Below are 24158 nucleotides of genomic sequence, written 5' to 3'. Positions count from 1 at the left end.
TTAATCTGTTACTAGTATTTTAATTACCACTTTTGTACCGCAAATGTCATGTTTTGCATTAATAACATCTTCAATAGTTAATGTAATTGCTTTATTATGACTACGATTTAGTAGCTCTATCCTTTTTTGATTTGCAGAGGTTGCAAAAGACTTGTAATTATCTTGACGTTGGTTTTTTATAATTGCGGATGCTTTACGTCCAATACCATTGTCTATAATTTCGCATATTAGACTTTGATTATTAATATCCTGTTTAAAATTAAGCACTAATTTTTTATTGTTTTTTTTATGAAGCAAACCATGTTTTAAAGCATTTTCAACATAAGGCTGAATAAATAATGTTGGGACAAAAGTGTTTTCTAAATCTAGATCTTGATGGATATTAATTTCAAATTTAAAATCGTCATCAAATCTATCTTTTTCAAGTTCTAGATAAAGTCTAAGCGTTTTAATTTCTTCATTTAAAGTAATTTCATTGGCTTGACTATGTTCCAAATAGGTCCTTATAAGTCTAGAAAACTTAACTAGATATTGACGCGCTAATTTACTTTCGTTTAAAATAATATAATCTTGGATAGAGTTTAATGCATTAAATATAAAATGAGGATTCATTTGTGATCTCAAATTTTCTAATTGCGAAAACACCAATTGCTGATTGATCTTTGCTTTTTCTAAGGCTTGAAATTGTGCGATATTTAATCGTTTTGTTTTTTGGGAATAGTACCACCAAACCAACCCAACAGAACTTAGTAAAAACAATAGATAAAACCACCAAGTTTTATAAAATGGCAAACGGACTGTTAAGGCAATGCTTATTGGATTTGTGTAATTACTTTGGGATGTGTTTTTTGCTCTTACATTAAATTTAAATTGTCCTGCTGGCAATGTATTAAATTTAACAAAGTTTAATCCATTGTCTAAGGCTATCCAATTTTTATCATAACCTTCTAACTGATATTCAAAATCGACAAATTGATTTGTTTGAAATCCATTGACATTAAATCCAAATCTAATTTCGCTTTCTGTTTGCTTTAAGGTGTATGATGTCTTAATTATAGTGTCTTTTTCTTGGATGGATACATTAGTAAAATAAGGTTGAGAAGTACTTCTAACAGTATTAATTTTATTACTATTAAATTGATACAAACCAGTATTTGAACTAAAAAAAACTTGATTTCCTATAACTTCAATAGCATTAATATTGTAAGAGTCTATACCATCTTGTTTATTAATAGTATTTAATGTTTTTGTTTTATAATTATAGCTTTGTAAGCCTTTATCTGTAGCTATCCAAATTACATTTTTATCTGCTACTAGTACATTAATTAAGTTTGATGCTAGTCCGTTATTTATATTTATTGTTTTTATTAAACTATCATTTTTAAACCCTAATAAGCCTTTTTCATCTGCAGCAACCCAAACCATATCGTCATGACTTATCGCGATTTTTAAGGCATAAATAGGACTGTTATTATGTGTTATTTTTTTATACTTATTAGTCTTTAAATCTACCCAACCTAAGCCATCTACAAAACTACAATACGCTTTGCTTTTTGTTTTATTTAATACAGATCCATAGCTTCTTAATGTCCTAAGATTATAAATAGAGTCTTTATTTTTATTATAAATAGAAAGTGAATGTGGAAGACTAATTAAATATTGATTATGATCCAACACATCAATTGATTTTGTAACAATCAGGTTACTGCTTTGACTTTGCTTGGTGTCTAGATTATAAATTTTTGAATCCGTAGTCGCAACCATTAACAAGTCCTTTGCTAAAGGGTTATAGCAAATATTATATATCTTGTTATTAAAGCTTTCTGGTAATTTTTTAAATTTATTTTTTTTTAGGTTATAACTAAAAACCTCATTTGAGTTAGTAGCGATGTATAATAAATCGTCATTAACTTTCTCTATAGCTTGTACACCAACATTATCAGGTAAATTTATTTTATTTAGTTGCTTATTTGGTAGTACAAAAACACCATTATTAAGCGTTGACAACCAATAATTATTATCCTTATCGACAACAAGATCCGTGATATATTGGGTTTTAAAAATATGTTCTTTTACTATTAAAACATCACTATCTAACTGACATATAAAAACGCCTTTATTTGTTAAAACCCATAAGTTATTATTGTTGTTATAAGAATGAATTACAATTACATTTTGAAGTTGTTTTGGAATGTCAACTTCCTTTATACCACCATCTAATAATTGATACAAACTAGTTTTACTAATCGTTTGTAATTGGTTGAAATAATATATCTGGTCACTCCATTTAAAAAATTTACTTATAACTCGTTTGTTAAATGCTGCAATTGGCGAATTATTTAAAGTTTTAGCATCTTGAAAATCCACTGTTGAAGAAAAACATATAATACTATTTTTATTATAATAAAACCCTTTTGGATTATGGTTGAGATCTCCCATATAAGACCTTGTCCCACTATCCAATATAGCAGTGATACTTTTTGTGTTAATATCTACAGTTACTATTCTGGATGGCTCATAAATTATTAAATGATTATCGTAAATATTAAAATCTACTAACGTTTTAATATGGCCATATTCCTCAAAAAGCTTTAACTCCTCATCTTGGACATAAAAAAATTGACCTGATAAGTTATTACACCAAAGTCGTCCTTGATTGTCTAATTTTAAACCAAAAAGCGAGCGTCCTCTTTTATCTGGATTGGTAAATAATTTATAGTTTCTACCATCATACCTATACAAACCTTTATCTGCTGCTAACCAAATAAAGCCTTTATTATCCTCTAGTAAATCATAAAATTCTATATCTGGTAAACCATCTTTTTCAGTAAGATGTATGGACACAGGTTGTTGTGCTAAACTTATTTGATTAGCGAGTAAGATTAAAAATAATATAAAATAGCGATGGATCAATTAGTTATGCTTTTCTCAAAGCTACAAAATTGACTGCTATTAAATTACAAATTATTAGCGAACGGTATAAAAACCTATTTAAATGGTAATAAGATTAATTAACTGGAAAATTATTAAATGCTTTAGACTCCAATTCTCCTTTATCGTTTTCAAAAATCAAGAACGCTTTTAACTCAGGATGTTTTGCCATAAAGTAATCTACTTTTTCTATTCCCATTGCCTGAAAAGCAGTAGCATAACCATCTGCCATCATACAGGTTTGAGCTATAACAGAGACACTTAAAACATTGGTTTTAGATGGATAACCTGTTTTAGTATTAATAATGTGTGCGTATTTGTTTCCGTTTTCGTCAATTTTAAATTTACGGTATGTCCCAGAAGTTGCCATAGCTTGGTCTTTTAAAACTAACGTCTTGTTGTAGCTTTGAGAGCCATCATAATTTGGATTTTCAATACCAACAGTCCAACCTTTAGCTTTGCTAATATTAATACCTTTTGCTCTTAACTCTCCACCAATATCCACGATATAATTTTTAATATTTTTAGATTCTAAAAAATCTGCAATTACATCTACTCCATACCCTTTAGCTATCGCGTTAAAATCTATAAAAGAGGCTTCTGGTTTTTTTATTTTACGATCAACTAATCCAACTCTGTTTAAGCCAACAAAGCGCATTAAACTATCAATTTTAACACTATCCAAAGTCATTGTATTTTTTTCTGAACCAAAATTCCAAGCATTAACAATCCTTCCAATAGTTGGATCTAAAACACCTTCGGTTTCGCGATAAATTTGCTTTGATGCTTTAAAAACGGTTGTAAAATGATTATCTACTTCAACTTCTTCATTTCGGTTTAACCGTGAAATATCAGAGTTATCTTGATAATTAGACATGGATTTATTGATAATTGCAAACAGACTATCAAATTGTTTGTTATAACTTGTGCCATCCAAATCAAAATACTGTATACTATAACTTGTCCCGAAAACAGGACCTGATACTTTAAGTAATTGTGGTTCTTTTTTACAAGAGAAAACAATAAATAAGACAGAAAATAAAAGCGTGTATTTTTTCATATAGGCTATGCTGTAAGTTTAAAAGACTACTAATTTTAGGTCTTAGTCTTAGTTTAAGTTGGTTTCAATTAATTGAATCCCATTATATTCGATTAAATATTCTTGATTAAGATAAATAGGCAAGTCTTCTCCTTTTGGGTTACCCAATCCAACGCCAGCATATAATATTTTAGAATTATTATCTGTGGCGTGCTTTTTAAATGACTCCATCCAAATAACGTCGTAATTATTAGCATTATCAGGTAACAGCACAGCGCGAACAACCACAAAAAAGTATTGTTTATTTTTATCCATAACTACAAATTGCGGATTACTTTTAAGTTGACTATTAATTGCTATAAACTCAAAACCACGTTTCTCTAGGTCTTTACCTACATGATTCATGGCTAGATTATGTAACTCTTGTTTTGATAGTGCTTTCATATTACAAAAATAAAGTTTATTTCGCTTTCGCGGAAAAAAAGCCGACTAACAAATTACTTAAATCTTGCAAATTTAGAGCTGTAGAATGTAAAATTTGAAACTGGAATTACAGTATCCATTTTTAAGTTATACCAAGGAGACATTGAAGCATCATCAAGGTTTTTTACTAAATGAACACTTTGTGCAGGCGTATTACCTTGAAATAATAAAAACAAGCTTTCACCTTTATCGTTAACAACTTGATCTGCTAACATTACAATATGACCTGGACTACCACCTAAAATAAGCATGTCGCCTATTTTTAAATCGTCTACTTTGGTTACTGACTCTAACTCGTTAAAAAGTGATAAGGTGCCAGAGTACATATATATTAAATTTAAATAGTTATAAAAATTAGCCTTGCTATTATTTGCTGTTGCTGTCTTACTAAAAGTGACTTTATTACCATTTATTTTAGGTCTATATCCTTTAGCATAATCAGACCATGAGCAGTAATGACCTGAGGTGAAATTAAACCCTATTTGGTCTTTTTTATTGGTTTCCCAAAGGTATTCACTTCTTATTCTAATTAGTGCATCTGCGCATTGTTGTAATCCATTTTTAGGTACGCTAATATCTAATATACCTTCATGTCCTTTTTGCCAATAGTATAAAGAATTATCATAATTAATAATCTTACTGTCATAAGGTTTTAAAGAATAATTCCTGAGATAATCCTGAAAGCTTCCAATCGGATAATCAACTCTTTTATATCCTTTTGGAGGATTTACCCTAGATGCAATAGTTGAACTATCCTTATTAATATTTGTTGATGTAACACTTTTAGATAGCTTATTTACAAACTGCTTAACAGGTTTTGGATTAAGCTTGTAGACTAAAAGTAACAAGGTTATAAATATTAAAATAATAAGGATTATTTTTCTCATAGAGCTTTAAAACGAAAAAGCCCAATACTTTCGTATTGGGCTTATATCTAAAATTATCTTAAAATTACTTTACAATAATCTTTTTAAATACAGATTTATTACCTGCTTCAACTTTAAGAATATAAATTCCTGTTGATTTAGCATTTAAATTTACTGTCTTATTAAATAAAGATCCTGTGTTAGTATACTTGTCGTTTAATATTTGACGTCCTCTAATGTCATATACTGTAAGTGTTACATCCTCACCAGTACTTATTGATAAAGTAATCGATCCAGAAGTTGGGTTTGGATATACGCTAAATTGATCAAAAGCAAACTCTGCAGTAGATAAATTTTCTTGCGGTACACCAAAGTAGAATGTTCCGTCAATTCCAGTCGTAAATGTTCCAGATACCACAAACTCTGATCCAAAAGCAGTTACTGCTGCTGGCACAACTTCTACTTCTGTCCCATGCTCTCTAATAATACTTAAAGATGCTGTTGTTTGTCCTGTTACAGCTTCCCAACCTGCTAATTCTGCACTAGTAAAGTAAAACTCGATTACAGCATCAGTACTTGTTAAAGCATTTGTTGGTGTAATAGTAAACGTTTTATCTGCAAAAAAGTTTGGTGTAGTATTACCATTATAACTTTGTGCACTAGTTCCTGCTCTAGATACAAATACATCTAAACAACCAAAGTCTTCAATTCCATTATTAGTAATATCTAACATTAAATCAGAACTCACATCATCACTAGACGTTACTGTTCCTGAAGTTGATAAGCTTAACTGATCTAAAGTTGCAGAATTCTCTACTGTTTGAATAGAAGTCCCTGTGGTAGCATCTACACTTAATGTATCAAAAAGTAATAACCCATCACCAGGTGTATTATGGTGTCTGATTACAATTTGACCTGTTGTACCTGCATAAGGCGTTAAATCGTGTGTTCTAATCTCTGTTCCTGTAGCAGGTACTATTCTATCGTTTTCTAATACAAACTCTTCTAAATCTGTATACGCTGTTGGAGCACTAACAGTGGTATAATATACAGAGTAGTGTTCCTGATAACCACCACTCGTATTATAAGATCCAACTACATAAGATACCGCAATATTGGTTGCACTAGCTGGAATAGTAAATGTTTCAGATACTAAATATTGGTCTGGTGTATATCCACCTGTTCCTGTACCTAAAAGTGTACCATTAGACTCAGAAAGAGCTGTATCACCTACAATATCTCCAAAACCATCTAAGCCACCAACACCTGCATACCATGCGTTACCATCTCCATCTCTATCATATACAAATAAACCTGTACCATCATCAAAATTATTACTATAAACATTAACAGTAGTTGTTAATGCTGCTGCTGCATCATCATTTAATATTGTTAATTGATGAGTCGCTGCCGAAGCCAATGTGCTACCTGTTGTAGTAACATTTACATTTAGTATAACTGTTTCATCAGCTTCTACAAAACTATCATTATAAACTCTTAAAGTTACTACATTACTTCCTGTAGCAGTAGTTGCTCCTGTTGCAAATACAACCGAATTATTTAATAATTCAAAATCTTCTCCTTCAACTGCTGTACCTGTAGCAACCAATGTAGCTGTAGCTGTAGCATCACCACCTTCAGATATATTTAAATCAAAATTATAATCTACAAAATCACAATCGCTACCTTCTAATGCTGACGTTGGTGCTGTTGTAGTAAAACTAATAGTTGGTTGAGAAGGATTACATACGTTAGATGCATTTAACTCCATACGTCTAGGACTAGACTGCATAACAGCAACAATTCTATCTTTTTGATTTTGTGTAAAAGTATCCATACACGCATCTGGTGTATAATCCATATAGTTTTGTACTTGGTCATTTCCTAAACCATCACTAACACAATTATCCACTGTTACGCAAGAGTAATTTGGTTGATTAGAATCTGGTGTATCTGCACAAAAATCTCCTGCTGAACTACCTCCAACACAGTTAGAATTATCTCCCCAAATATGACGTAAACCTAACCAGTGTCCAACTTCATGCGTCATTGTTCTACCTAAATTATACGTTGGGTTAAGCATAAATGTACCATCATCTTCAGCTAATGTACCCATTGAGTCAAAAGCTGCAACTACACCATCTGTGTTAGCCGCTCCTCCACTTGTACTCAATCCGATTAAACCCGAATTACTAGGAAACTGTGCGTATCCTAACAAACCTCCTAAACCTGGATTAACATTATCATCCAAAGCATTTCCACCTGGACGTATAGTCCACATATTTAAATACATTGTTGGATCCCACTGCGTATTTGTTTTCATAGTTTCCACATCAGATCTAATTTCCCAATCTCCAGTATTAGATGGCGTCTGGTTATTACTGTATGGTGTTATTACGTGTCTAACTACTCCTGTTGTTGGATTACCACTTTCATCTTGTTGCGCAATACAAAAATTTATCTCAACATCAACAGCTGCTCCAGTACTATTTACACCTCCTGGTGTACCTGCTAATCTTCTATAATCCTCATTCATTACCTGAATTTGAGATAACGCTTGTGCATCTGTAATATTTTCTCCTGTACCCAAAGCATCACCATCGTGAACAACGTGGATGATTACAGGTATATTATATACTACTTGCTGGCTTCTACCACTTGCTCTGTCTGCTTGAATTTGAGACAACTTTGGCGCTAACCATTCTTCAAATTGAGCATCATTTGCTCTATTTGGATATTTTTGTTGAAGTAAAAGTTCGTTTTCATCAGTTAAACATTTAGCATAACCAGTGACTTCGATAGACTGTTTAGTAGCTTCTGTTAATTCAAAAGGACCTCCATTAATTTGAAGGTTTGAATTTAAACTAGAATTACTACTTTGAATTTGCGCTACTGCGGAAACACTAGCACTCAAAAATAAAAAGGAAAATAAACCTTTAAGTGTAATTTTGTTCATATTGATGTTTTAATAAACGTTAAAATGTTACTTTTTGCCGAATTTACGGAACATAATAAAAAAAAGACAAAACTTTAACACACTATTTTGGTATACCAAAAAAAAGCCAGAACTGTTAAGTTCTGGCTTTAAAATATAATAATTAGAAGTTGAGCATTTTAGCCTCCAAAATCATCAAATCTGATGTTTTCATCATCGATACCAAAATCTTCTCCCATTTTTTGTACTGCTTGATTCATTAATGGTGGTCCACAGAAATATAACTCTATATCTTCCGGAGCATCATGCTTAGATAAATATTGGTCTATTACTACTTGGTGAATAAATCCAACAAACCCATCACCTGACTCATCATTAATATCTGATTTTAATTTCCAATTATCAGCTTCCGTTGGGTCTGATAATGCAATAAAGAACTTGAAGTTCGGGAAATCTTTTTCTAAAGCTCTAAAATAGTGAATGTAGAATAATTCTGCTTTAGAACGTCCACCATACCAATACGTTACTTTACGACCAGTTTTGATAGTTCTAAATAATTCATATAAATGAGAACGCATTGGTGCCATACCAGCTCCACCACCTACGTAAAGCATTTCTGCTTCAGACTCGTTGATAAAGAATTCACCGTAAGGTCCAGAAATTGTTACTTTATCTCCAACTTTTTGGTTAAAGATATAAGACGATGCTACTCCTGGATTTACATCCATCCAGCCACCTTTAGCACGATCAAAAGGAGGTGTTGCAACACGTACGTTAAGCATAATTTTTCTTCCTTCGGCAGGGTAAGAAGCCATAGAGTAAGCTCTTTCAACTAACTCGTCATTTTTCATCACTAATGGTCTTAAACCAAATTTATCCCAATCTGCTTCAAACTTATCTGGCTCTCCTGGGTGATCTTCTGGATGTGCAGTGATATCCATGTCTGAATAATTAACTGTACAATTTGGAATTTCAATTTGAATATAACCACCTGCTTTGTAGTTCATATCCTCAGGGATCTCCACTACAAACTCTTTAATAAAAGTCGCTACGTTGTAGTTAGATACAACAGTTGCTTCCCATTTTTTAATCCCGAATACTTCTTCGGGAATGGTAATTTCCATGTCTTGTTTAACCTTTACTTGACAAGATAAACGTGCACCATGTGCTAGTTCTTTTCTTGAGAAGTGAGGTGTTTCTGTAGGCAAAGCTTCACCTCCACCAGATAATACGTGACATTCACATTGGATACAAGTTCCACCACCACCACAAGCTGATGGTAAGAAAATTTTATTGTTTCCTAATGTTGATAGTAAAGTACCTCCTGAAGACACTTCTATTTCGCGTTCGCCATTTATTAAAATCTTTACTGGACCAGATGGCGATAATTTTTGTTTAACAAACAACAGTAAACTTACTAATACTAATGTAATTAGTAAAAATGCTGCTACGGTTGCTAATACTGTCCCTAATGTTCCTGCTGCTAAAATCATGTTACTCTACTATTTTAGTATTGTTAGCTAATTCTTTTGACTCAACAGTTTTAGTATCTACTTTAACTGTCTTTTCTTTTTTAGGTGCTTCTTCATCTCCTCCAGTTAACATACCTCCAAAACTCAAGAAACCAATTCCCATTAATCCTGTAATGATAAATGTGATTCCCAATCCTCTTAATGGAGCAGGTACATTACTGTATCTAATCTTTTCTCTAATTGCTGCAATTGCAAGAATAGCTAAAAACCATCCAATACCTGAAGATATACCATAATTAAATGCTAAACCTAAAGTTTCGATTTCTCTTGACTGCATAAATAATGATCCTCCTAATATCGCACAGTTTACTGCGATAAGTGGTAAGAAAATACCTAAAGAGTTATATAATGATGGCGAAAACTTTTCTACCACTATCTCTACTAATTGTACCATTGTTGCAATGGTAGCGATAAACATAATAAATGATAAGAAACTTAAATCATAATCAGCATATTCTGATCCTAACCACGATAATGCTCCTGGTTGCAAAATATATTGATCCAGTAACCAGTTTAATGGTACTGTAATAGCTAATACAAATATTACTGCTGCACCTAAACCTACAGCTGTTGCTACTTTTTTAGATACTGCTAGGTAAGAGCACATTCCTAAGAATACTGCAAATACCATGTTGTCTATAAAAATCGACTTGAAAAATAATTCTAAATGTTCCATAATATTTTTAGTCTTCGATTAATGCTTTATTTCTACTACGTTGTACCCAAATGATAAGTCCAACAATTATTAATGCCATAGGAGGCATTAACATAAATCCGTTGTTTTCGTATCCTATAGAATAGACTCCTGTTTTTTCGATTGGATCTCCTAATACTGGTATTCCGAAAAGTGTACCAGACCCTAAAAGTTCTCTAAAAAAACCAACAATTATTAAGATGACTGCATAACCTAAAGAGTTTCCAATTCCGTCAAGGAAAGACCTCCAAGGTTTGTTAGCTAAAGCAAAAGCTTCAAAACGTCCCATAATAATACAGTTAGTAATAATTAATCCAATAAATACTGAAAGTGTTTTACTTAGCTCGTAAGCAAACGCTTTTAACACTTGATCTACAATAATTACTAATGAAGCAACTACAATAAGTTGTACAATAATTCTGATTTTAGAAGGAATTATGTTACGCATTAATGATATTACCACGTTACCTATTCCTAATACAAACATTACAGCAATACCCATTACCAACGACGCTTTTAACTCTGCGGTAATAGCTAAAGCAGAACAAATACCTAATACTTGGATAGTAATAGGGTTATTATCCGCTAAAGGATCTGTTATTAACTTTGCGTCTTTTTTTGAAAGTAGTCCCATAATTAATTGCTAGCTAGTTTTTTTAAGTTCTCGAAATACGGTTGGTATAACTTTAAATCTTTTTTAATCATTGCTGTTACTCCATCTCCTGTGATAGTTGCTCCTGCTAATGCATCAACTTCGTAATCGTCTTTAATTTCATTTTTAGGATCATTATTACCTTTTGCAACCGTAATACCTTTAAAGACACCTGCGTCAGTTAGTAATTTTTCGCCATAAAAATCATCCATAAAGTAACGTTGCTTAATATTAGCTCCTAAACCTGGTGTTTCTCCTTTGTGATCAAAAAATGTACCTTGAACAACCATGTTTTCATCTAAAGCAACATAACCCCAAATAGCATCCCAAAGTCCTTTACCTCTTATTGGTGCGATGTAAAATGTTTTACCATCTTTTTCCCCTATAAATAAAGGTAAACGTCTTGTTCCTCCGTTTTTAGCTTTAGCTTGTTCCTTTTTAACATCAATTAAATAGGCTTGTTTATCTTCTTTAGCAACTCCGTTTTCTATAACTAGTTGCTTTGTGATATATTTTGCGAATTCTACTGATACTTTTGGTGATTTTTTACCAGAACCATTGTCTACTAATTCTTTTGAAACAAAAGTTATATCTCCTGTCCCTTCATTACCATTTACACCCATTGCATACAGAATATTCTGTTGCTTTTCCATACGTTCTTGCTCTACAATTGTTGGTTTTAAAGTAGATGCTGTAAACGCTAATAATGATCCTACAACTAGTACCATTACAATTGCAAATATTAAGGTGTATGAATTTTTATCTGTGTTCATTGCCATGATTATGCTGTTTTAACTTTTAAACGTTTCTTTCTGCGTTTTACGTTTCCTTGTATTACGTAATGGTCAATAGTTGGTGCAAAGACATTCATTAATAGAATAGCTAAGAAAACACCTTCTGGATACGCTGGATTAAATACACGGATCATTATTGAAATGAAACCAATTAAAAATCCATAAATCCATTTACCTTTATTTGTTTGAGATGCAGTTACTGGATCCGTTGCCATGTAAACAGCACCAAATAAAATACTACCAATAATTAAATGTTGCCAGAACGGTACATTCATTAATCCGTAAAATTTGCTAGATTCTCCAATCCACTCAGCAGAAACAACTCCGTTAAATATCAATCCCATTGTTAAAGCTCCTATTAAAGTAGAGACAATAATTCTCCAACTTCCAACCTTAGTAAAGATTAAAAATAGAGCTCCAATGATGATTAATAACTTAGAGGTTTCTCCAACTGATCCTGGAATAAATCCAAAAAACATATCCATATAATCAATACCTGCAAGACTACTATTTTGCGCATAAGCACCAAGTAATGTTTCTCCTGATATTGCATCTGCAGTTCCTGCACGCTCAACCGCTTCATGTACCCAAACTTTATCTCCTGACATCCATGTTGGATATGCAAAAAACAAGAAAGCACGAATGGTTAATGCTGGGTTTAGGATATTCATTCCTGTTCCCCCAAAAACTTCTTTACCTATGACTACACCAAAAATTACTGCTACAGATAACATCCATAATGGAATATCAACTGGAACTATTAATGGCACTAACATACCTGTTACTAAGTAACCTTCTTCCACTTCGTGACCTTTAATTACTGCAAAAATAAATTCGACAATAAGACCTACTCCATAAGATACAATTACCAATGGTAATACTGTCCAAGCACCAACTACAAAGTTATCCCAAGTGATAAAGTTTGCAAATAATGATGCTTCTCTAGTTATACCTGCTGCTGCATCAATAGCTGCATAATATTGGTAACCTGCATTAAAAATACCAAATATTAAACATGGTATTAATGCCATGATTACAATATTCATTGTACGTTTTAAATCATCTGCTGCCTTAATGTGCGTTCCACCATGAGTGGTTTCATTTGGCAAGTATAAAAAAGTATGAATTGCGTTAAACGCAGGAGCCATCTTGGTCCCTTTATACTTTTCTTTTAAATTATGTAAATTACTTTTTAAGCCCATTATCCTATTTCTTTAAGCATTAAGTCTAAACCTTCTCTAATTATCTTTTGGTGTGGTTGTTTTGACACACATACAAATTCTGTTAAAGCAAAATCTTCTGGTGCTACTTCATACATACCTAAAGCTTCCATTTCGTCTAGATCTTTGTACATACAAGCTTTTAAAATTTGCATTGGAAAGATGTCTAAAGGAAATACTTCTTCATAACTACCTGTAATAACAAAAGCTCTATGCTCTCCGTTAGTATTAGTATTTAAGTCAAACTTTTTATTTGGTGTTAACCATGAAAAAGTTAAAGCTCTAGAAGTAGAAACTTTATTAAAAACTGGTTTGTTCCATCCAAAAAACTCATAATCATCACCTTCAGGGATTACAGAAATTGTATTACTATAATAATCTAAATTCCCATCTGGTCTAACTTGTTTTCCGGTTAATACATTTCCAGAAATGATACGATCGTTACCGTTTTTATCCACACCATTATCATAAACCATAGTTGCTATTTCGCTTCCTAATTTAGTTTTGAAATAACGTGGTTTTTTAACTGAAGAACCTACTAAAGCAACAATACGCTCTGCATTAAAGCGTCCTGTTAACAATAATTCACCAATTATAACAAGGTCCTGAGCATTAACTGTCCAAACAACCTCACCTTTATTAACTGGATCTATTTTGTTAATCTGGGTTCCAACATTTCCTGATGGATGCGGACCAGACACCTTGTGCAAAGTTATATCTGAAAGTCCTGCTAATGGCGAATTACCATTTTTTGCAACACTTACATGTACTTTACCATTAGTTAATTTACTTAAAGCAGTAACAGCAGCTTGCAGCTCAGCCTCCTTCCCTTGTAGGACGTAATCTAAATCTGCGACTAAAGGTGCACTTGCGTAAGCTGATATAAATATAGCTTTAGGCATGTTTGCAGGATTTGCAATAACATCATATGGACGTTGTTTTACAAAAGCCCAACATCCTGACTCTAATAAACGTGATTTAATAGCTTCAGCATTAGCTGAATTTAAATCTAGCTTACCATAATCTTGAAACGCTTGTTCCTTGTCTGCTTGAATTTTTACTGAAAGTATTTTTCTTTTTTCACCACGAGCTACCTCTATAATCTGTCCTGAAACAGGAGATACAAATTTTACAGCTTCATTAGACTTATCGTAAAAAACAGGCTGTCCTGCCTTTACTTTATCGCCTTCTTTAGCAATTAATTTTGGTGTAACTTGATGAAAATCTTCAGGTCTAATTGAATAATAATTGCTAACAATAGCGTTTTCGGTAACCTTTTCGGCTGCTCCGACTAATTTAATATCCAGACCTTTTTTAATCTTAATGTCGTTTGACATATTATAAATCTATTGGTTAATAGTTATACTGATTGTGATTTTAATAGGCTTAAAAATCGGTGCAAATTTAATAATAAATAGATAATTAATTGACTATTTATAAAGAAAAACTTTTAGGCATAGATTTTGTTTATCTTTGTTATATAAAACTGCTTACAAATGCTTAACAACATTAAACATATTTTTTTTACTTTTTTAATCACTACTATTAGCTTTGCTCAAGTTAAAGAAATAATACCGCCTGATTATGTAAAGTCAATCTATTTTAATGGAGGAACATCAGAAAGTCAATTACCAATCATTCCACTTGGTCAACCTTTACTTTTAGAATTTGACGTTTTAAATGGTAATGAAGACGATTATTATTACGAGATTAAGCACTATAATTTTGATTGGACACCTTCCATATTAGTTGAGTCAGAATATTTAGATGGTTTTGATGAACAGCGTATTAGAGAATACGAAAACTCGTTTAACACTTTACAAACTTTTTCTCATTATAAAGTTAGCATTCCAAACCAATTTACTAAAAGCATTAAACTTACCGGAAACTATATTATCACTATTTATGATGATTATGATGATATTATTTTTAGCAGAAAATTTATGGTATACCATCAACAAGCTAATGTTGGCCTACAAATTAGACGCTCTCGCGACGTTTCAACAATCGAACAAAAACAATCTGTAGACATCACAATAAGTTCGGGTCAATTACAATTTGTAAATCCTACCGAGACTGTAAAAACATTAATAATTCAAAATAATAATTTAAAAACAGCTATTACGGAATTAAAACCTCAATACATCTTAGGTAACGAGTTAAGCTACAGATACAATGAAGCCTCTAGCTTTTTTGGAGGTAATGAGTTTTTGAGTTTTGAAAACAAAGAAATACGAGCAGCAAATAATGGTGTACAATATATTAGTTTAGAAGATCTATATCAAACCTATTTATATACCAACACCTCTCGCGCTGACCTAGAATACACCTACAATCCAGATATAAACGGAAACTTTTTTATAACAGCTTTAAACTCGGACAAACCAGAAACCGAAGCAGATTATGCTTGGGTACATTTTTCTTTACAATACCCAACTATTGAAGAAGGTCAATCCATTCATGTTTATGGAAATTTTAATAATTATGATATTGAACCACAAACTAAACTTGAACATTTTGAAGAAGAAGGTGTTTACAGTATTGCTATAAAATTAAAGCAAGGTTTTTATAATTATAAATATGCAATTGTCGACAAAAGTGGCAACATAGACGAACATACTATTGGAGGCAGCTTTTGGCAAACAGAGAACAACTATAAAGTTTTAGTGTATTACAAAGAATTAGGAGCTAGATATGACAAAATTATTGGTTTAGGCGAAGCTAATTCGGTTGGGATTACCAATTAACACTCATTAAAAGTAAGTTTTATCCCATTATATCGACCAAATAAATATATAATTTTCTTATTTTTACAATAAGCAACTACATACTGACATGGTACAACAAGTTACAAAAGGGATAAAAATATCCGTAGACACTAAATTTGAAGGCACGTTTTATAAAAACTATAAAATTAACTTTGCTTTTGGATATGACGTAACCATTGAAAACCAAAGTAAGGATGTTGTCCAGCTTAATGCTAGACATTGGACTATTTTGGATGCCCTAAATAATATTGAGATTGTAGCAGGAGAAGGCGTAATTGGACAAAAACCAGTATTACAACCTGGTGAGAGTCACACCTATACTTCTGGCTGTTTACTTACCTCTCCATTTGGAGCCATGAAAGGTTTTTATAGTATGATAAATTACACAACTGCTAAAAACTTTGAAGTTATCATTCCTACTTTTAAATTAAGTGCTCCATTTGCACTTAACTAAAACCACATACTCTGATTCTTTCTATATAAAAGAACCATTCTACCTTTAACTACAAATATTTTACGGTTTTACTAACCATAATAACCCAACAAAAAATTGTAACTTTGTAGTATTATTTTTAAACTAAAAACACAACACTTATCATGGGAAAAGGATTTTTCAATGTACCAATTGCGGTGAATGAACCTGTAAAAAGTTACGCTCCTGGCTCTCCAGAAAGAGCAGCAGTTTTAGACGCTTATAAAACAATGTTTAACAGCAAAATTGATGTGCCTATGTACATTAATGGACAAGATGTTACAACAGAAAAAACACATACAATGTCTCCTCCACATGACCACAAACATGTTGTTGGAACACACGCTATTGCGGAAAAAAAACATATTGACCAAGCAATATCAACTGCTTTAGAAGCTAGAACAGCTTGGGCAGATACACCTTGGGAACATAGAGCTGGTATCTTTTTAAAAGCAGCCGAATTAATCGCAGGTCCTTACAGAGCTAAGATTAATGCTGCTACAATGATAGCACAATCAAAAACTGTACACCAAGCAGAAATCGATGCTGCTTGTGAGCTAATTGACTTTTTACGTTTTAACGTACAGTACATGACAGAGATTTATCATGACCAACCAGAAAGCACAAGTGATGCCTGGAACCGTCTAGAATACAGACCTCTTGAAGGCTTTGTATATGCTGTAACACCTTTTAACTTTACTGCAATTGCTGGAAACTTACCTGCTTGTATGGCATTAATGGGTAACGTTGTCGTATGGAAGCCAAGTGATTCTCAAATATATTCTGCTAAAGTAATCATGGATGTATTTAAAGAAGCAGGTGTACCTGCAGGTGTAATTAACGTTGTATTTGGTGACCCAGTCATGATTACAGATACCGTTTTAGCTAGTCCAGATTTCTCTGGTTTACACTTTACAGGTTCTACTTATGTATTTAAAGAGTTATGGAAGCAAATAGGTAATAACATACACAACTATAAAACGTACCCTAAAATTGTTGGAGAAACAGGAGGGAAAGATTTTATAGTTGCACACAAAACTGCACATCCAAAACAAGTAGCTACTGCAATTGTAAGAGGTGCTTTTGAGTTTCAAGGACAAAAATGTAGTGCAGCCTCTAGAGCTTATGTTTCGAAAAGTATTTGGAACGAGGTTAAAGGTTATGTAATTGAAGATGTTAACTCATTTAAAATGGGATCTCCAGAAGATTTAAGCAACTTTGTTACTGCTGTAATCCATGAAGGATCTTTTGATAAGTTAGCTAAATATATAGATCAAGCTAAAGCAGATAGTAATGTAGAAATTATTGTTGGAGGAAACCACGACAAAACTAAAGGTTACTTTATCGAGCCTACAGTTATTGTTACTGAAGACCCTAACTATACTACAATGCGTGAAGAGTTATTTGGTCCAGTAATGACAATTTATGTCTATGATGATGATAAATTTACTGAAACATTAACATTAGTTGATCAAACAAGCGAGTATGCTTTAACTGGAGCAATTTTAGCACAAGATAGATACGCAGTTGTACAAGCAACTAAAGCGTTACAAAACTGTGCTGGAAACTTCTATATTAATGACAAACCAACAGGTGCTGTCGTTGGACAACAACCATTTGGAGGTGCAAGAGCATCTGGAACAAATGATAAAGCTGGTAGCGCATTAAACTTATTACGTTGGGTATCTCCAAGAATGATTAAAGAGACTTTTGTAACTCCTGTTGATTACAGATATCCTTTTTTAGGAGAATAGTACTTTAACTATACTATCACACATAAAAAAACGCGAACCAAATGGTTCGCGTTTTTTGTTTTATTCACTTTAGTAAAACTAAATTTACTTTTTAAGCTCTAATTTTTCTGCAAAGTAATCGCAAAAATCCTTCATTGTAGCAGTCATTTTTTCGTCCTGAGTTGCTCTATTAAAAGTATCACTCATAGCTACTAATGTTTGATGAAAAAACACTTTCATTTCATCCACTGGCATATCCTTAGTCCATAAATCAATTCTTAAAGATTCCTGCGCTACATTATCCCAAACGGATAGCATCATTGCTTTAGCTTCAGCATTTTTAATACCTCCATCTTGTGCTGTCCAATTTAATTTTTCAGGCACTCTGTTTTCGTCTAACTCAACTTTTAAAGTTATTTCTGATGTTATTTTAGCCATTACTGTCTTGGTTTATATTTAGATTTATTAAATACGATTTGTGCTGGAGTATTAAGCAACTCTGTTAATGTAACAGAGTTATTATCCATGTAGGCTTTAACAATTTGCCAGCCAACAAATTGTCCTACTTTACCTGGTGACTCATTATCTATTTCTGCTAAATAAAATTTTGAGAAAGGTGCTGGATTAATAAAACGATTAGGTAATTTAGAGTCTGTGCTGTACAATAACTCTTTGTCAATAAAGTATTGCCAAATTTGCTCTTGATTGGCATATACCCAATCTAACTGCAATTGTGTGTAACCTATTTTTTGAGCGTCGGTTTTAAATGGTATAATCTTATCTTTTATATACAAAAGCTTCCCTGAATAGATCATCTCTTCTAACAGGTTTGTACGTTTAGTGTTTAGCACCATCTTCTCTGCATAAGCATTTGCCAAGTCTACGACTATCTGATCCTCAGTCATGTTAGCAGAAATATAAGTTTGTAAGCCTTGATAAAAAAAATGATCTGATCCTAAAAAGGTATCTAACTCTAAAATAGCAATAGTATCTGTTACAATTACCTTGTTGCGGTAATCAACATCAGAGGTCGATGTGATAACTCTAGGCGTCTTAAAATTTGGAAAGTAATACTTTAAGTGCATAAACAATTGCTTAATTTCCTGCGTTACTGTTTTTAAGTCTGGAAATATTTTAATGGTCTCTTCGCTTAATTGATTTTGCAAAGTATCATTCAATTTTTGTATCCAAAATTGGTCGTCAAACTGTTTAGGAAACATGAATGGATAAGCCATTTTTAATTGCGGTAAATCTTCTGGCTTAGCTTCCGCGAAAGCGATATCAAAACGCTCTACAGCAAGATTTATCTCAATCTTAGCTATTTTGGCTGCTTCTTTATTATCATCTTGACAAGAAAACAATGTAAAAAACAATGATATTATTAAAATGAATACTCTCATAAAACTTAAGGTCTCTTAATTTTTATTACTAAAGGGATTACTTTATTTTTGTTAGGCAAAGGTACTATACTTTGCTTTAAATTCTTTGATTATGCAAACAGAAAAAGTTGTAAAACATATTGTAGATTGGTTAAAAACATATGCTAATAACGCAAAAGTAAATGGTTTTGTTGTAGGTATTTCTGGCGGAATTGACAGTGCTGTAACCTCTACCCTTTGCGCGCAAACTGGGTTAAAGGTACTTTGTGTAGAAATGCCTATACATCAGGCTGCTAGTCACGTCTCTAGAGGTCAAGAACATATTGAGCAATTAAAAAAACGCTATCCCAATGTGGAAGGGATTATATCTGACCTAACACCTGTTTTTGAAGAGTTTAAAACTGAAGTGTCCCTAGAAGGTAAAAAAGAAGTGGTGGATATGGCTCTTGCCAATACACGTGCTAGATTACGTATGACGACGTTATATTATCATGCTGGTTTACTAGGTTTATTAGTTGCAGGTACTGGGAATAAAGTAGAAGATTTTGGTGTTGGGTTTTACACAAAGTATGGTGATGGTGGAGTAGATTTAAGTCCTATTGCAGATTTAATGAAAAGTGAAGTGTATAAGTTAGGTGAATTTTTAAATGTTCCAGAATCCATAATTAAAGCTGCACCTAGTGATGGTTTGTTTGGAGATGCACGAAGTGACGAAGACCAAATTGGTGCATCTTACCCAGAATTAGAATGGGCTATGAAAATGAAAGATGAAGGGAAAACTATATCTGACTTTGAAGGAAGAGAATTAGAAGTCTTTAAAATATTTAAACGATACAATACCAATAACTTACACAAAATGGTTGCAATTCCTGTCTGTAATATCCCTAAAGATTTAATCTAATAGTCCGTAATCCTATAATTTTATATACCTTTACGACGCTATTATTATTTCTATAACTCAAGTCTTTTTTTAATTAAAAAGGCCCTAAAAAACTAATTGACCATGGTTAAACTAATGGTTGCGGATAATCATCCTATAGTAACTAAAGGATTAGAATTGGTGTTTGCTAACTCTAGAGACATAAAATTTGTCGCATCGGTTGCAGATGGCGAAGCTATTTTTGACGCACTAAAACAGTACACAACAGACATCTTACTTTGCGAAATTGACTTACCTAAACTTAATGGTATAAGTGTATTACGTCGCATTAAAAAAGAAAACCCAGAAGTAAAAGTTATTATTTACAGCGCACAGCAAGAAGAAGTTTATGCTGTAAGTGCTATTAAAGCTGGAGCAGATGGCTATGTTAACAAATCCACTGACTTACTAACTTTAAAAGATGCTATAATGAAAGTGTATTTGGGCGGACTTTACATAAGCCCAAATTTATCTAGAAAAATTGCATTGGATAAAAACAGTGGAAAAAGTAATTACTACAAAAAACTATCTACAAGAGAGGTTGAAGTTTTAAAGCTTTTATCTAACGGTAGACGTAACAAAGAAATTGCTGAGGAATTACAGATTAATGAGAAAACGGTTAGTACCTATCGTGCAAGGCTAATGAAAAAGCTTAATGTAACTAACTTAATTGATTTAGTAAACCAAGCAAAAAGTTTAGATCTATAAAGCTCTATTTAGCTTTCTTGACAACAACATTTTTAAACCTGAGTAATCCTTGACTTCTTCAAGGATTTCTCGGTTTATAGTGTTTTTATCTTCTAATGTTTCTTTTTGAAACTGTAATACTTTTTGATCAATTAAAAAGCAACGTAAAGTCAAAATAGTCTCGCTAACTAATTGCGCAACAGAGTCTATTTTTGTTTTTGGAAAAATATTATTACGATGCCAATCGGATAACGCATAACGCTCATCCTCCATTAAAATAGATGTGATTTCTGAGGCTAAAACAGGATCTATTGTGTTAATAATGCTTTCTATTTTAAATTCTGGATTTTGATTTAAAGCTTCAATTATTGCAAAATAAATATCTTTAAACTGTGGATTTAAAAATTCCATTTCGTCTTCTTGTAAGTCTAAGTATATTTTTTCAAACACTTTAGCTTCTTGAACAACTGGTTCTAACTCTAACTGACCATTGTCTGCTTCTTTTAAAACTAAGTCTTCAAAATCTTCTTTTCTGTTTCCGTAAAGTAGTAGTATCTCAATAATTTTTCGCTCTAAGGTATATTGCACATCAACCTTTTTAACTGCTGGTTGACTTTTAATAACTTCAAAAGCTTGCGGGTTTTGAGGTTGTTTTGCTGCCTCATTTTGTTCTTTATTAGTCATTTGAGCTAGAGTAGAAAACAAAACCTCTTCACTTATATCCATTATCCTTGCGCACTCTTGGATGTAAATTTCTGTTTTAATTCTATCCGGAATTTTAGCAATACTATTTACAATATCTCTAATGGTTTCGGCCTTTTTAATTGGATCGTTTTTAGCACTTTCATATAAAACGGAAGCTTTAAACTGAATAAAATCCTTAGCATTTTGATCTAAATAGGCTGTTAGCTCCTCTAATGTATTTGATTTTGCAAAGCTATCTGGATCCTCTCCTTCTGGAAACGTACAAACCTTAACATTCATACCTTGCTCTAGGATTAAATCTATACCTCTTAAAGAGGCTCTCATACCTGCAGCATCACCATCAAATAAAACAGTAATGTTTTTTGTTAAACGGTTAATTAATCTGATTTGGTCACTAGTTAAGGCTGTACCAGAACTAGAAACTACATTTTTAATTCCTGTTTGATGAAATTGGATTACATCTGTATAACCTTCTACTAAATAACAATTATCCTCCTTTGCAATGGATTGTTTAGCATGATAAATACCATATAAAACTTTACTTTTATGATACAAGTCGCTTTCTGGACTGTTTAAATATTTAGCAGCTTTTTTATCATTAGTTAAAATACGACCACCAAATCCTAAAACACGACCACTCATACTTTGTATAGGAAACAAAACACGTCCTTTAAAACGGTCAAACTGCTTAGTCTCCTTGACTATAGTTAGTCCTGTAGCCTCTAAAAACTCTAAATTATATCCTTTTTTTAAGGCTGCATCTGTAAAGGCACTCCATTGATCTAAACTGTAACCAAGTTCAAACTTTTTGATAGTTTCTGTTGTAAAGCCTCGCTCCTTAAAATAACTTAATCCTATTGCTTTACCTTGATCTGTATTATGTAGTGTATTTTGAAAATAAGTGCTAGCAAACTCACTAACTAAATATAAGCTTTCACGCTTATCTTGCGCTTGTTTTTGCTCGTTAGACTGCTCTGTTTCTTCTATTTCAATATTATACTTTTTAGCTAAATATTTAATAGCTTCTGGATAGGTAAAATGTTCATGCTCCATTAAAAAAGCAACGACGTTTCCTCCTTTTCCACTTGAAAAATCTTTCCAGATTTGCTTAACTGGTGACACCACAAAACTTGGAGAACGCTCTTCTGAAAAAGGACTTAATCCTTTAAAATTGCTTCCGGCTTTTTTTAGCTGAACAAAATCACCAATAACCTCTTCCAGTCTGGCTGTTTCATATACTTGGTCTATGGTAGATTTTGTAATCAAGATTAAATTTTATTGAATTTTTAGAATGTAAAAGTAATACAAAATAAGACGGTTTTCAATTCAGAAACTTTTAAGTTTTGACGTTTTTAGAATTAAATAAGATTGAAACTGCGTTAATAATACTAATTTTTTAAACCTTTAAATATAAATAGCATTGGGAAACATATAATTAGTTTTAAGGCAAAAAAAACCGGAATATATTCCGGTTTTTCATTTTATTTAAGTAAAACAACTATTTCTAGTCATTAACGCTTAACTTAGTTATAGTTAAATACTCTACTTCTTCGTCATCACCTTCATCATTTACAATCATTTCTTTTTCTTTCTCGTAAGTGATAGTAAAGCTTGTTCCGATTAACTCATCAGAATCAAGATCAAAATTTTCAAAAACATCTTCTGAAAGATAGTTAAATTCCATTTTTTCTGTCTTATCACCTTTAGTGATTGTAAATACGTAATTAGTATCTTCTACACCATCATAAACTCCAGATACTACTTGATTTTTTGAAATTGTAAAAGAACTTAAAGTTAGGCTTAAAAAAGCAATTGTTAAAACTAAAATTTTTGTTTTCATTTTAATACTATATTAAAGTTGATATTGTGTTAATAGGGTTCGGATTTTAGCCACCTCAAGTCCGAATCTGCTTTTAGTATTGTTTTCCTTAAAAACAATAACACGTGGTTTTACTTTAAATACGTTTAGTAGTATCTGTTTAGATTATGAAACTATTTTTTTAGTTTAAATTTTATATTAAAAATCGTGATCTTGCTCTTCACTTTCTTCTAATTGAGGGTCTTGTACTGCTTCTGGATCATCATCTTCAAAATCCTCATAGTCATCCTCATCATAGTTTTCCATTGTTTTTACTAATTTAGTACTAACCTTAACTAGATATTTAGTGTCTTCTGTAGTTACTTCTACAGCTTCAATTAATTCGTTTTTAGCGTTTCTAAATTCGATAATATGATCTTCATCGTATCCTTCTGGATATTTATCCACTAACAGCTTTAAAATTTCTGGTGTTAGCTTTTTAAAATCAACAATGACGCGTTTTAAATTGTCTGGCTTTTTCATTTTTATAT

21 protein-coding genes are annotated in these 24158 nt (G+C 32.2%); 5 read left to right on the top strand and 16 right to left on the bottom strand.

What is annotated here, in order from left to right:
• The 11 genes from V6251_RS06050 to V6251_RS06000 form a co-directional block, all read right to left on the bottom strand.
• A complete protein-coding gene (locus V6251_RS06050) occupies positions 1 to 2844 on the bottom strand; it encodes a sensor histidine kinase (RefSeq protein WP_341587426.1) in 2844 nt (947 codons plus the stop codon).
• A gap of 163 nt (positions 2845 to 3007) precedes the next feature.
• Complete coding sequence (locus V6251_RS06045; RefSeq protein WP_341587425.1) at positions 3008 to 3991, bottom strand: FAD:protein FMN transferase; 984 nt, start codon at positions 3989 to 3991, stop codon at positions 3008 to 3010.
• 48 nt (positions 3992 to 4039) lie between these two features.
• Positions 4040 to 4414, bottom strand: a complete 375-nt coding sequence (locus V6251_RS06040) for a Na(+)-translocating NADH-quinone reductase subunit F (RefSeq protein WP_341587424.1) — start codon at positions 4412 to 4414, stop codon at positions 4040 to 4042.
• Between the two features lie 53 nt (positions 4415 to 4467).
• The gene (locus tag V6251_RS06035; protein WP_341587423.1) at positions 4468 to 5340 is read right to left on the bottom strand and encodes a DUF4846 domain-containing protein; all 873 of its coding nucleotides are present in this window, start codon (positions 5338 to 5340) and stop codon (positions 4468 to 4470) included.
• Positions 5341 to 5404: 64 nt separating this feature from the next.
• On the bottom strand, positions 5405 to 8275 hold the full coding sequence (locus V6251_RS06030) for a T9SS type A sorting domain-containing protein (RefSeq protein WP_341587422.1): 2871 nt from the start codon (positions 8273 to 8275) through the stop codon (positions 5405 to 5407).
• 158 nt (positions 8276 to 8433) lie between these two features.
• Positions 8434 to 9747 (bottom strand): NADH:ubiquinone reductase (Na(+)-transporting) subunit F, encoded by a 1314-nt coding sequence (gene nqrF / locus V6251_RS06025; RefSeq protein ID WP_341587421.1) that lies wholly within the window; start codon positions 9745 to 9747, stop codon positions 8434 to 8436.
• Between the two features lies 1 nt (position 9748).
• Positions 9749 to 10462: an NADH:ubiquinone reductase (Na(+)-transporting) subunit E gene (gene nqrE / locus V6251_RS06020; protein ID WP_339809153.1), complete on the bottom strand. Its 714-nt coding sequence runs from the start codon at positions 10460 to 10462 to the stop codon at positions 9749 to 9751.
• 7 nt (positions 10463 to 10469) lie between these two features.
• Entirely contained in the window at positions 10470 to 11114 is a 645-nt protein-coding gene (locus V6251_RS06015; protein WP_341587420.1) for an NADH:ubiquinone reductase (Na(+)-transporting) subunit D, read from the bottom strand.
• A 2-nt stretch (positions 11115 to 11116) separates the two neighbouring features.
• Positions 11117 to 11911 carry a Na(+)-translocating NADH-quinone reductase subunit C gene (locus V6251_RS06010; RefSeq protein ID WP_145006340.1) on the bottom strand — a complete coding sequence of 265 codons (795 nt, stop codon included), beginning with the start codon at positions 11909 to 11911 and terminating at the stop codon, positions 11117 to 11119.
• Between the two features lie 2 nt (positions 11912 to 11913).
• Positions 11914 to 13128 carry an NADH:ubiquinone reductase (Na(+)-transporting) subunit B gene (locus V6251_RS06005; protein ID WP_341587419.1) on the bottom strand — a complete coding sequence of 405 codons (1215 nt, stop codon included), beginning with the start codon at positions 13126 to 13128 and terminating at the stop codon, positions 11914 to 11916.
• Positions 13128 to 14483, bottom strand: coding sequence for a Na(+)-translocating NADH-quinone reductase subunit A (locus V6251_RS06000; RefSeq protein WP_341587418.1), 1356 nt, complete (start codon positions 14481 to 14483; stop codon positions 13128 to 13130). Before V6251_RS06000 ends, V6251_RS06005 begins: the two co-directional genes overlap by 1 nt.
• Positions 14484 to 14642: 159 nt before the next feature.
• Here V6251_RS06000 and V6251_RS05995 point away from each other — a divergent pair, with 159 nt between their 5' ends.
• The 3 genes from V6251_RS05995 (at position 14643) to pruA (ending at position 18140) form a co-directional block, all read left to right on the top strand.
• Entirely contained in the window at positions 14643 to 15893 is a 1251-nt protein-coding gene (locus V6251_RS05995; RefSeq protein ID WP_341587417.1) for a type IX secretion system plug protein, read from the top strand.
• A gap of 88 nt (positions 15894 to 15981) precedes the next feature.
• Complete coding sequence (apaG, locus tag V6251_RS05990) at positions 15982 to 16368, top strand: Co2+/Mg2+ efflux protein ApaG (RefSeq protein WP_341587416.1); 387 nt, start codon at positions 15982 to 15984, stop codon at positions 16366 to 16368.
• Between the two features lie 143 nt (positions 16369 to 16511).
• Positions 16512 to 18140: an L-glutamate gamma-semialdehyde dehydrogenase gene (pruA, locus tag V6251_RS05985; RefSeq protein WP_292947142.1), complete on the top strand. Its 1629-nt coding sequence runs from the start codon at positions 16512 to 16514 to the stop codon at positions 18138 to 18140.
• 84 nt (positions 18141 to 18224) lie between these two features.
• Here pruA and gldC read toward each other — a convergent pair whose 3' ends face one another.
• Together gldC and gldB are read right to left on the bottom strand one after the other, a co-directional pair.
• A complete protein-coding gene (gldC, locus tag V6251_RS05980; protein WP_090841916.1) occupies positions 18225 to 18557 on the bottom strand; it encodes a gliding motility protein GldC in 333 nt (110 codons plus the stop codon).
• Positions 18557 to 19519: a gliding motility lipoprotein GldB gene (gldB, locus tag V6251_RS05975; protein WP_341587415.1), complete on the bottom strand. Its 963-nt coding sequence runs from the start codon at positions 19517 to 19519 to the stop codon at positions 18557 to 18559. Before gldB ends, gldC begins: the two co-directional genes overlap by 1 nt.
• A 91-nt stretch (positions 19520 to 19610) precedes the next feature.
• On the opposite strand from gldB, the gene nadE reads away from it, so the two are divergent.
• Positions 19611 to 20399, top strand: a complete 789-nt coding sequence (gene nadE, locus V6251_RS05970) for an NAD(+) synthase (RefSeq protein WP_341587414.1) — start codon at positions 19611 to 19613, stop codon at positions 20397 to 20399.
• Positions 20400 to 20501: 102 nt separating this feature from the next.
• A complete protein-coding gene (locus V6251_RS05965) occupies positions 20502 to 21125 on the top strand; it encodes a response regulator transcription factor (protein WP_341587413.1) in 624 nt (207 codons plus the stop codon).
• Here the strand turns inward: V6251_RS05965 and dnaG are convergent.
• The 3 genes from dnaG to V6251_RS05950 all read right to left on the bottom strand — a co-directional run bounded on the left by dnaG (position 21120) and on the right by V6251_RS05950 (position 24150).
• On the bottom strand, positions 21120 to 23075 hold the full coding sequence (gene dnaG / locus V6251_RS05960) for a DNA primase (RefSeq protein WP_341587412.1): 1956 nt from the start codon (positions 23073 to 23075) through the stop codon (positions 21120 to 21122). The genes V6251_RS05965 and dnaG overlap by 6 nt on opposite strands.
• 238 nt (positions 23076 to 23313) lie before the next feature.
• Positions 23314 to 23649, bottom strand: a complete 336-nt coding sequence (locus V6251_RS05955; protein ID WP_145006310.1) for a hypothetical protein — start codon at positions 23647 to 23649, stop codon at positions 23314 to 23316.
• 177 nt (positions 23650 to 23826) lie between these two features.
• A complete protein-coding gene (locus V6251_RS05950) occupies positions 23827 to 24150 on the bottom strand; it encodes a hypothetical protein (protein WP_145006307.1) in 324 nt (107 codons plus the stop codon).
• Positions 24151 to 24158: the final 8 nt, after the last annotated feature.

Source organism: Olleya sp. Ti.3.14, assembly GCF_038154885.1.
Classification (GTDB): Bacteria; Bacteroidota; Bacteroidia; order Flavobacteriales; family Flavobacteriaceae; genus Olleya.
The sequence above is the reverse complement of the archived record's forward strand: the minus strand, read 5'-3'. Positions and strand labels throughout refer to the sequence as shown.

Excerpts from the sequence above, each read along its gene's own strand:
- V6251_RS06045 (WP_341587425.1), bottom strand. The coding sequence starts at position 3,991 with ATGAAAAAATACACGCTTTTATTTTCTGTCTTATTTATTGTTTTCTCT.
- V6251_RS06040 (WP_341587424.1), bottom strand. The coding sequence starts at position 4,414 with ATGAAAGCACTATCAAAACAAGAGTTACATAATCTAGCCATGAATCAT.
- V6251_RS06035 (WP_341587423.1), bottom strand. The coding sequence starts at position 5,340 with ATGAGAAAAATAATCCTTATTATTTTAATATTTATAACCTTGTTACTT.
- V6251_RS06030 (WP_341587422.1), bottom strand. The coding sequence starts at position 8,275 with ATGAACAAAATTACACTTAAAGGTTTATTTTCCTTTTTATTTTTGAGT.
- nqrF (WP_341587421.1), bottom strand. The coding sequence starts at position 9,747 with ATGATTTTAGCAGCAGGAACATTAGGGACAGTATTAGCAACCGTAGCA.
- nqrE (WP_339809153.1), bottom strand. The coding sequence starts at position 10,462 with ATGGAACATTTAGAATTATTTTTCAAGTCGATTTTTATAGACAACATG.
- V6251_RS06015 (WP_341587420.1), bottom strand. The coding sequence starts at position 11,114 with ATGGGACTACTTTCAAAAAAAGACGCAAAGTTAATAACAGATCCTTTA.
- V6251_RS06010 (WP_145006340.1), bottom strand. The coding sequence starts at position 11,911 with ATGGCAATGAACACAGATAAAAATTCATACACCTTAATATTTGCAATT.
- V6251_RS06005 (WP_341587419.1), bottom strand. The coding sequence starts at position 13,128 with ATGGGCTTAAAAAGTAATTTACATAATTTAAAAGAAAAGTATAAAGGG.
- V6251_RS06000 (WP_341587418.1), bottom strand. The coding sequence starts at position 14,483 with ATGTCAAACGACATTAAGATTAAAAAAGGTCTGGATATTAAATTAGTC.
- V6251_RS05995 (WP_341587417.1), top strand. The coding sequence starts at position 14,643 with ATGCTTAACAACATTAAACATATTTTTTTTACTTTTTTAATCACTACT.
- apaG (WP_341587416.1), top strand. The coding sequence starts at position 15,982 with ATGGTACAACAAGTTACAAAAGGGATAAAAATATCCGTAGACACTAAA.
- pruA (WP_292947142.1), top strand. The coding sequence starts at position 16,512 with ATGGGAAAAGGATTTTTCAATGTACCAATTGCGGTGAATGAACCTGTA.
- gldC (WP_090841916.1), bottom strand. The coding sequence starts at position 18,557 with ATGGCTAAAATAACATCAGAAATAACTTTAAAAGTTGAGTTAGACGAA.
- gldB (WP_341587415.1), bottom strand. The coding sequence starts at position 19,519 with ATGAGAGTATTCATTTTAATAATATCATTGTTTTTTACATTGTTTTCT.
- nadE (WP_341587414.1), top strand. The coding sequence starts at position 19,611 with ATGCAAACAGAAAAAGTTGTAAAACATATTGTAGATTGGTTAAAAACA.
- V6251_RS05965 (WP_341587413.1), top strand. The coding sequence starts at position 20,502 with ATGGTTAAACTAATGGTTGCGGATAATCATCCTATAGTAACTAAAGGA.
- V6251_RS05955 (WP_145006310.1), bottom strand. The coding sequence starts at position 23,649 with ATGAAAACAAAAATTTTAGTTTTAACAATTGCTTTTTTAAGCCTAACT.
- V6251_RS05950 (WP_145006307.1), bottom strand. The coding sequence starts at position 24,150 with ATGAAAAAGCCAGACAATTTAAAACGCGTCATTGTTGATTTTAAAAAG.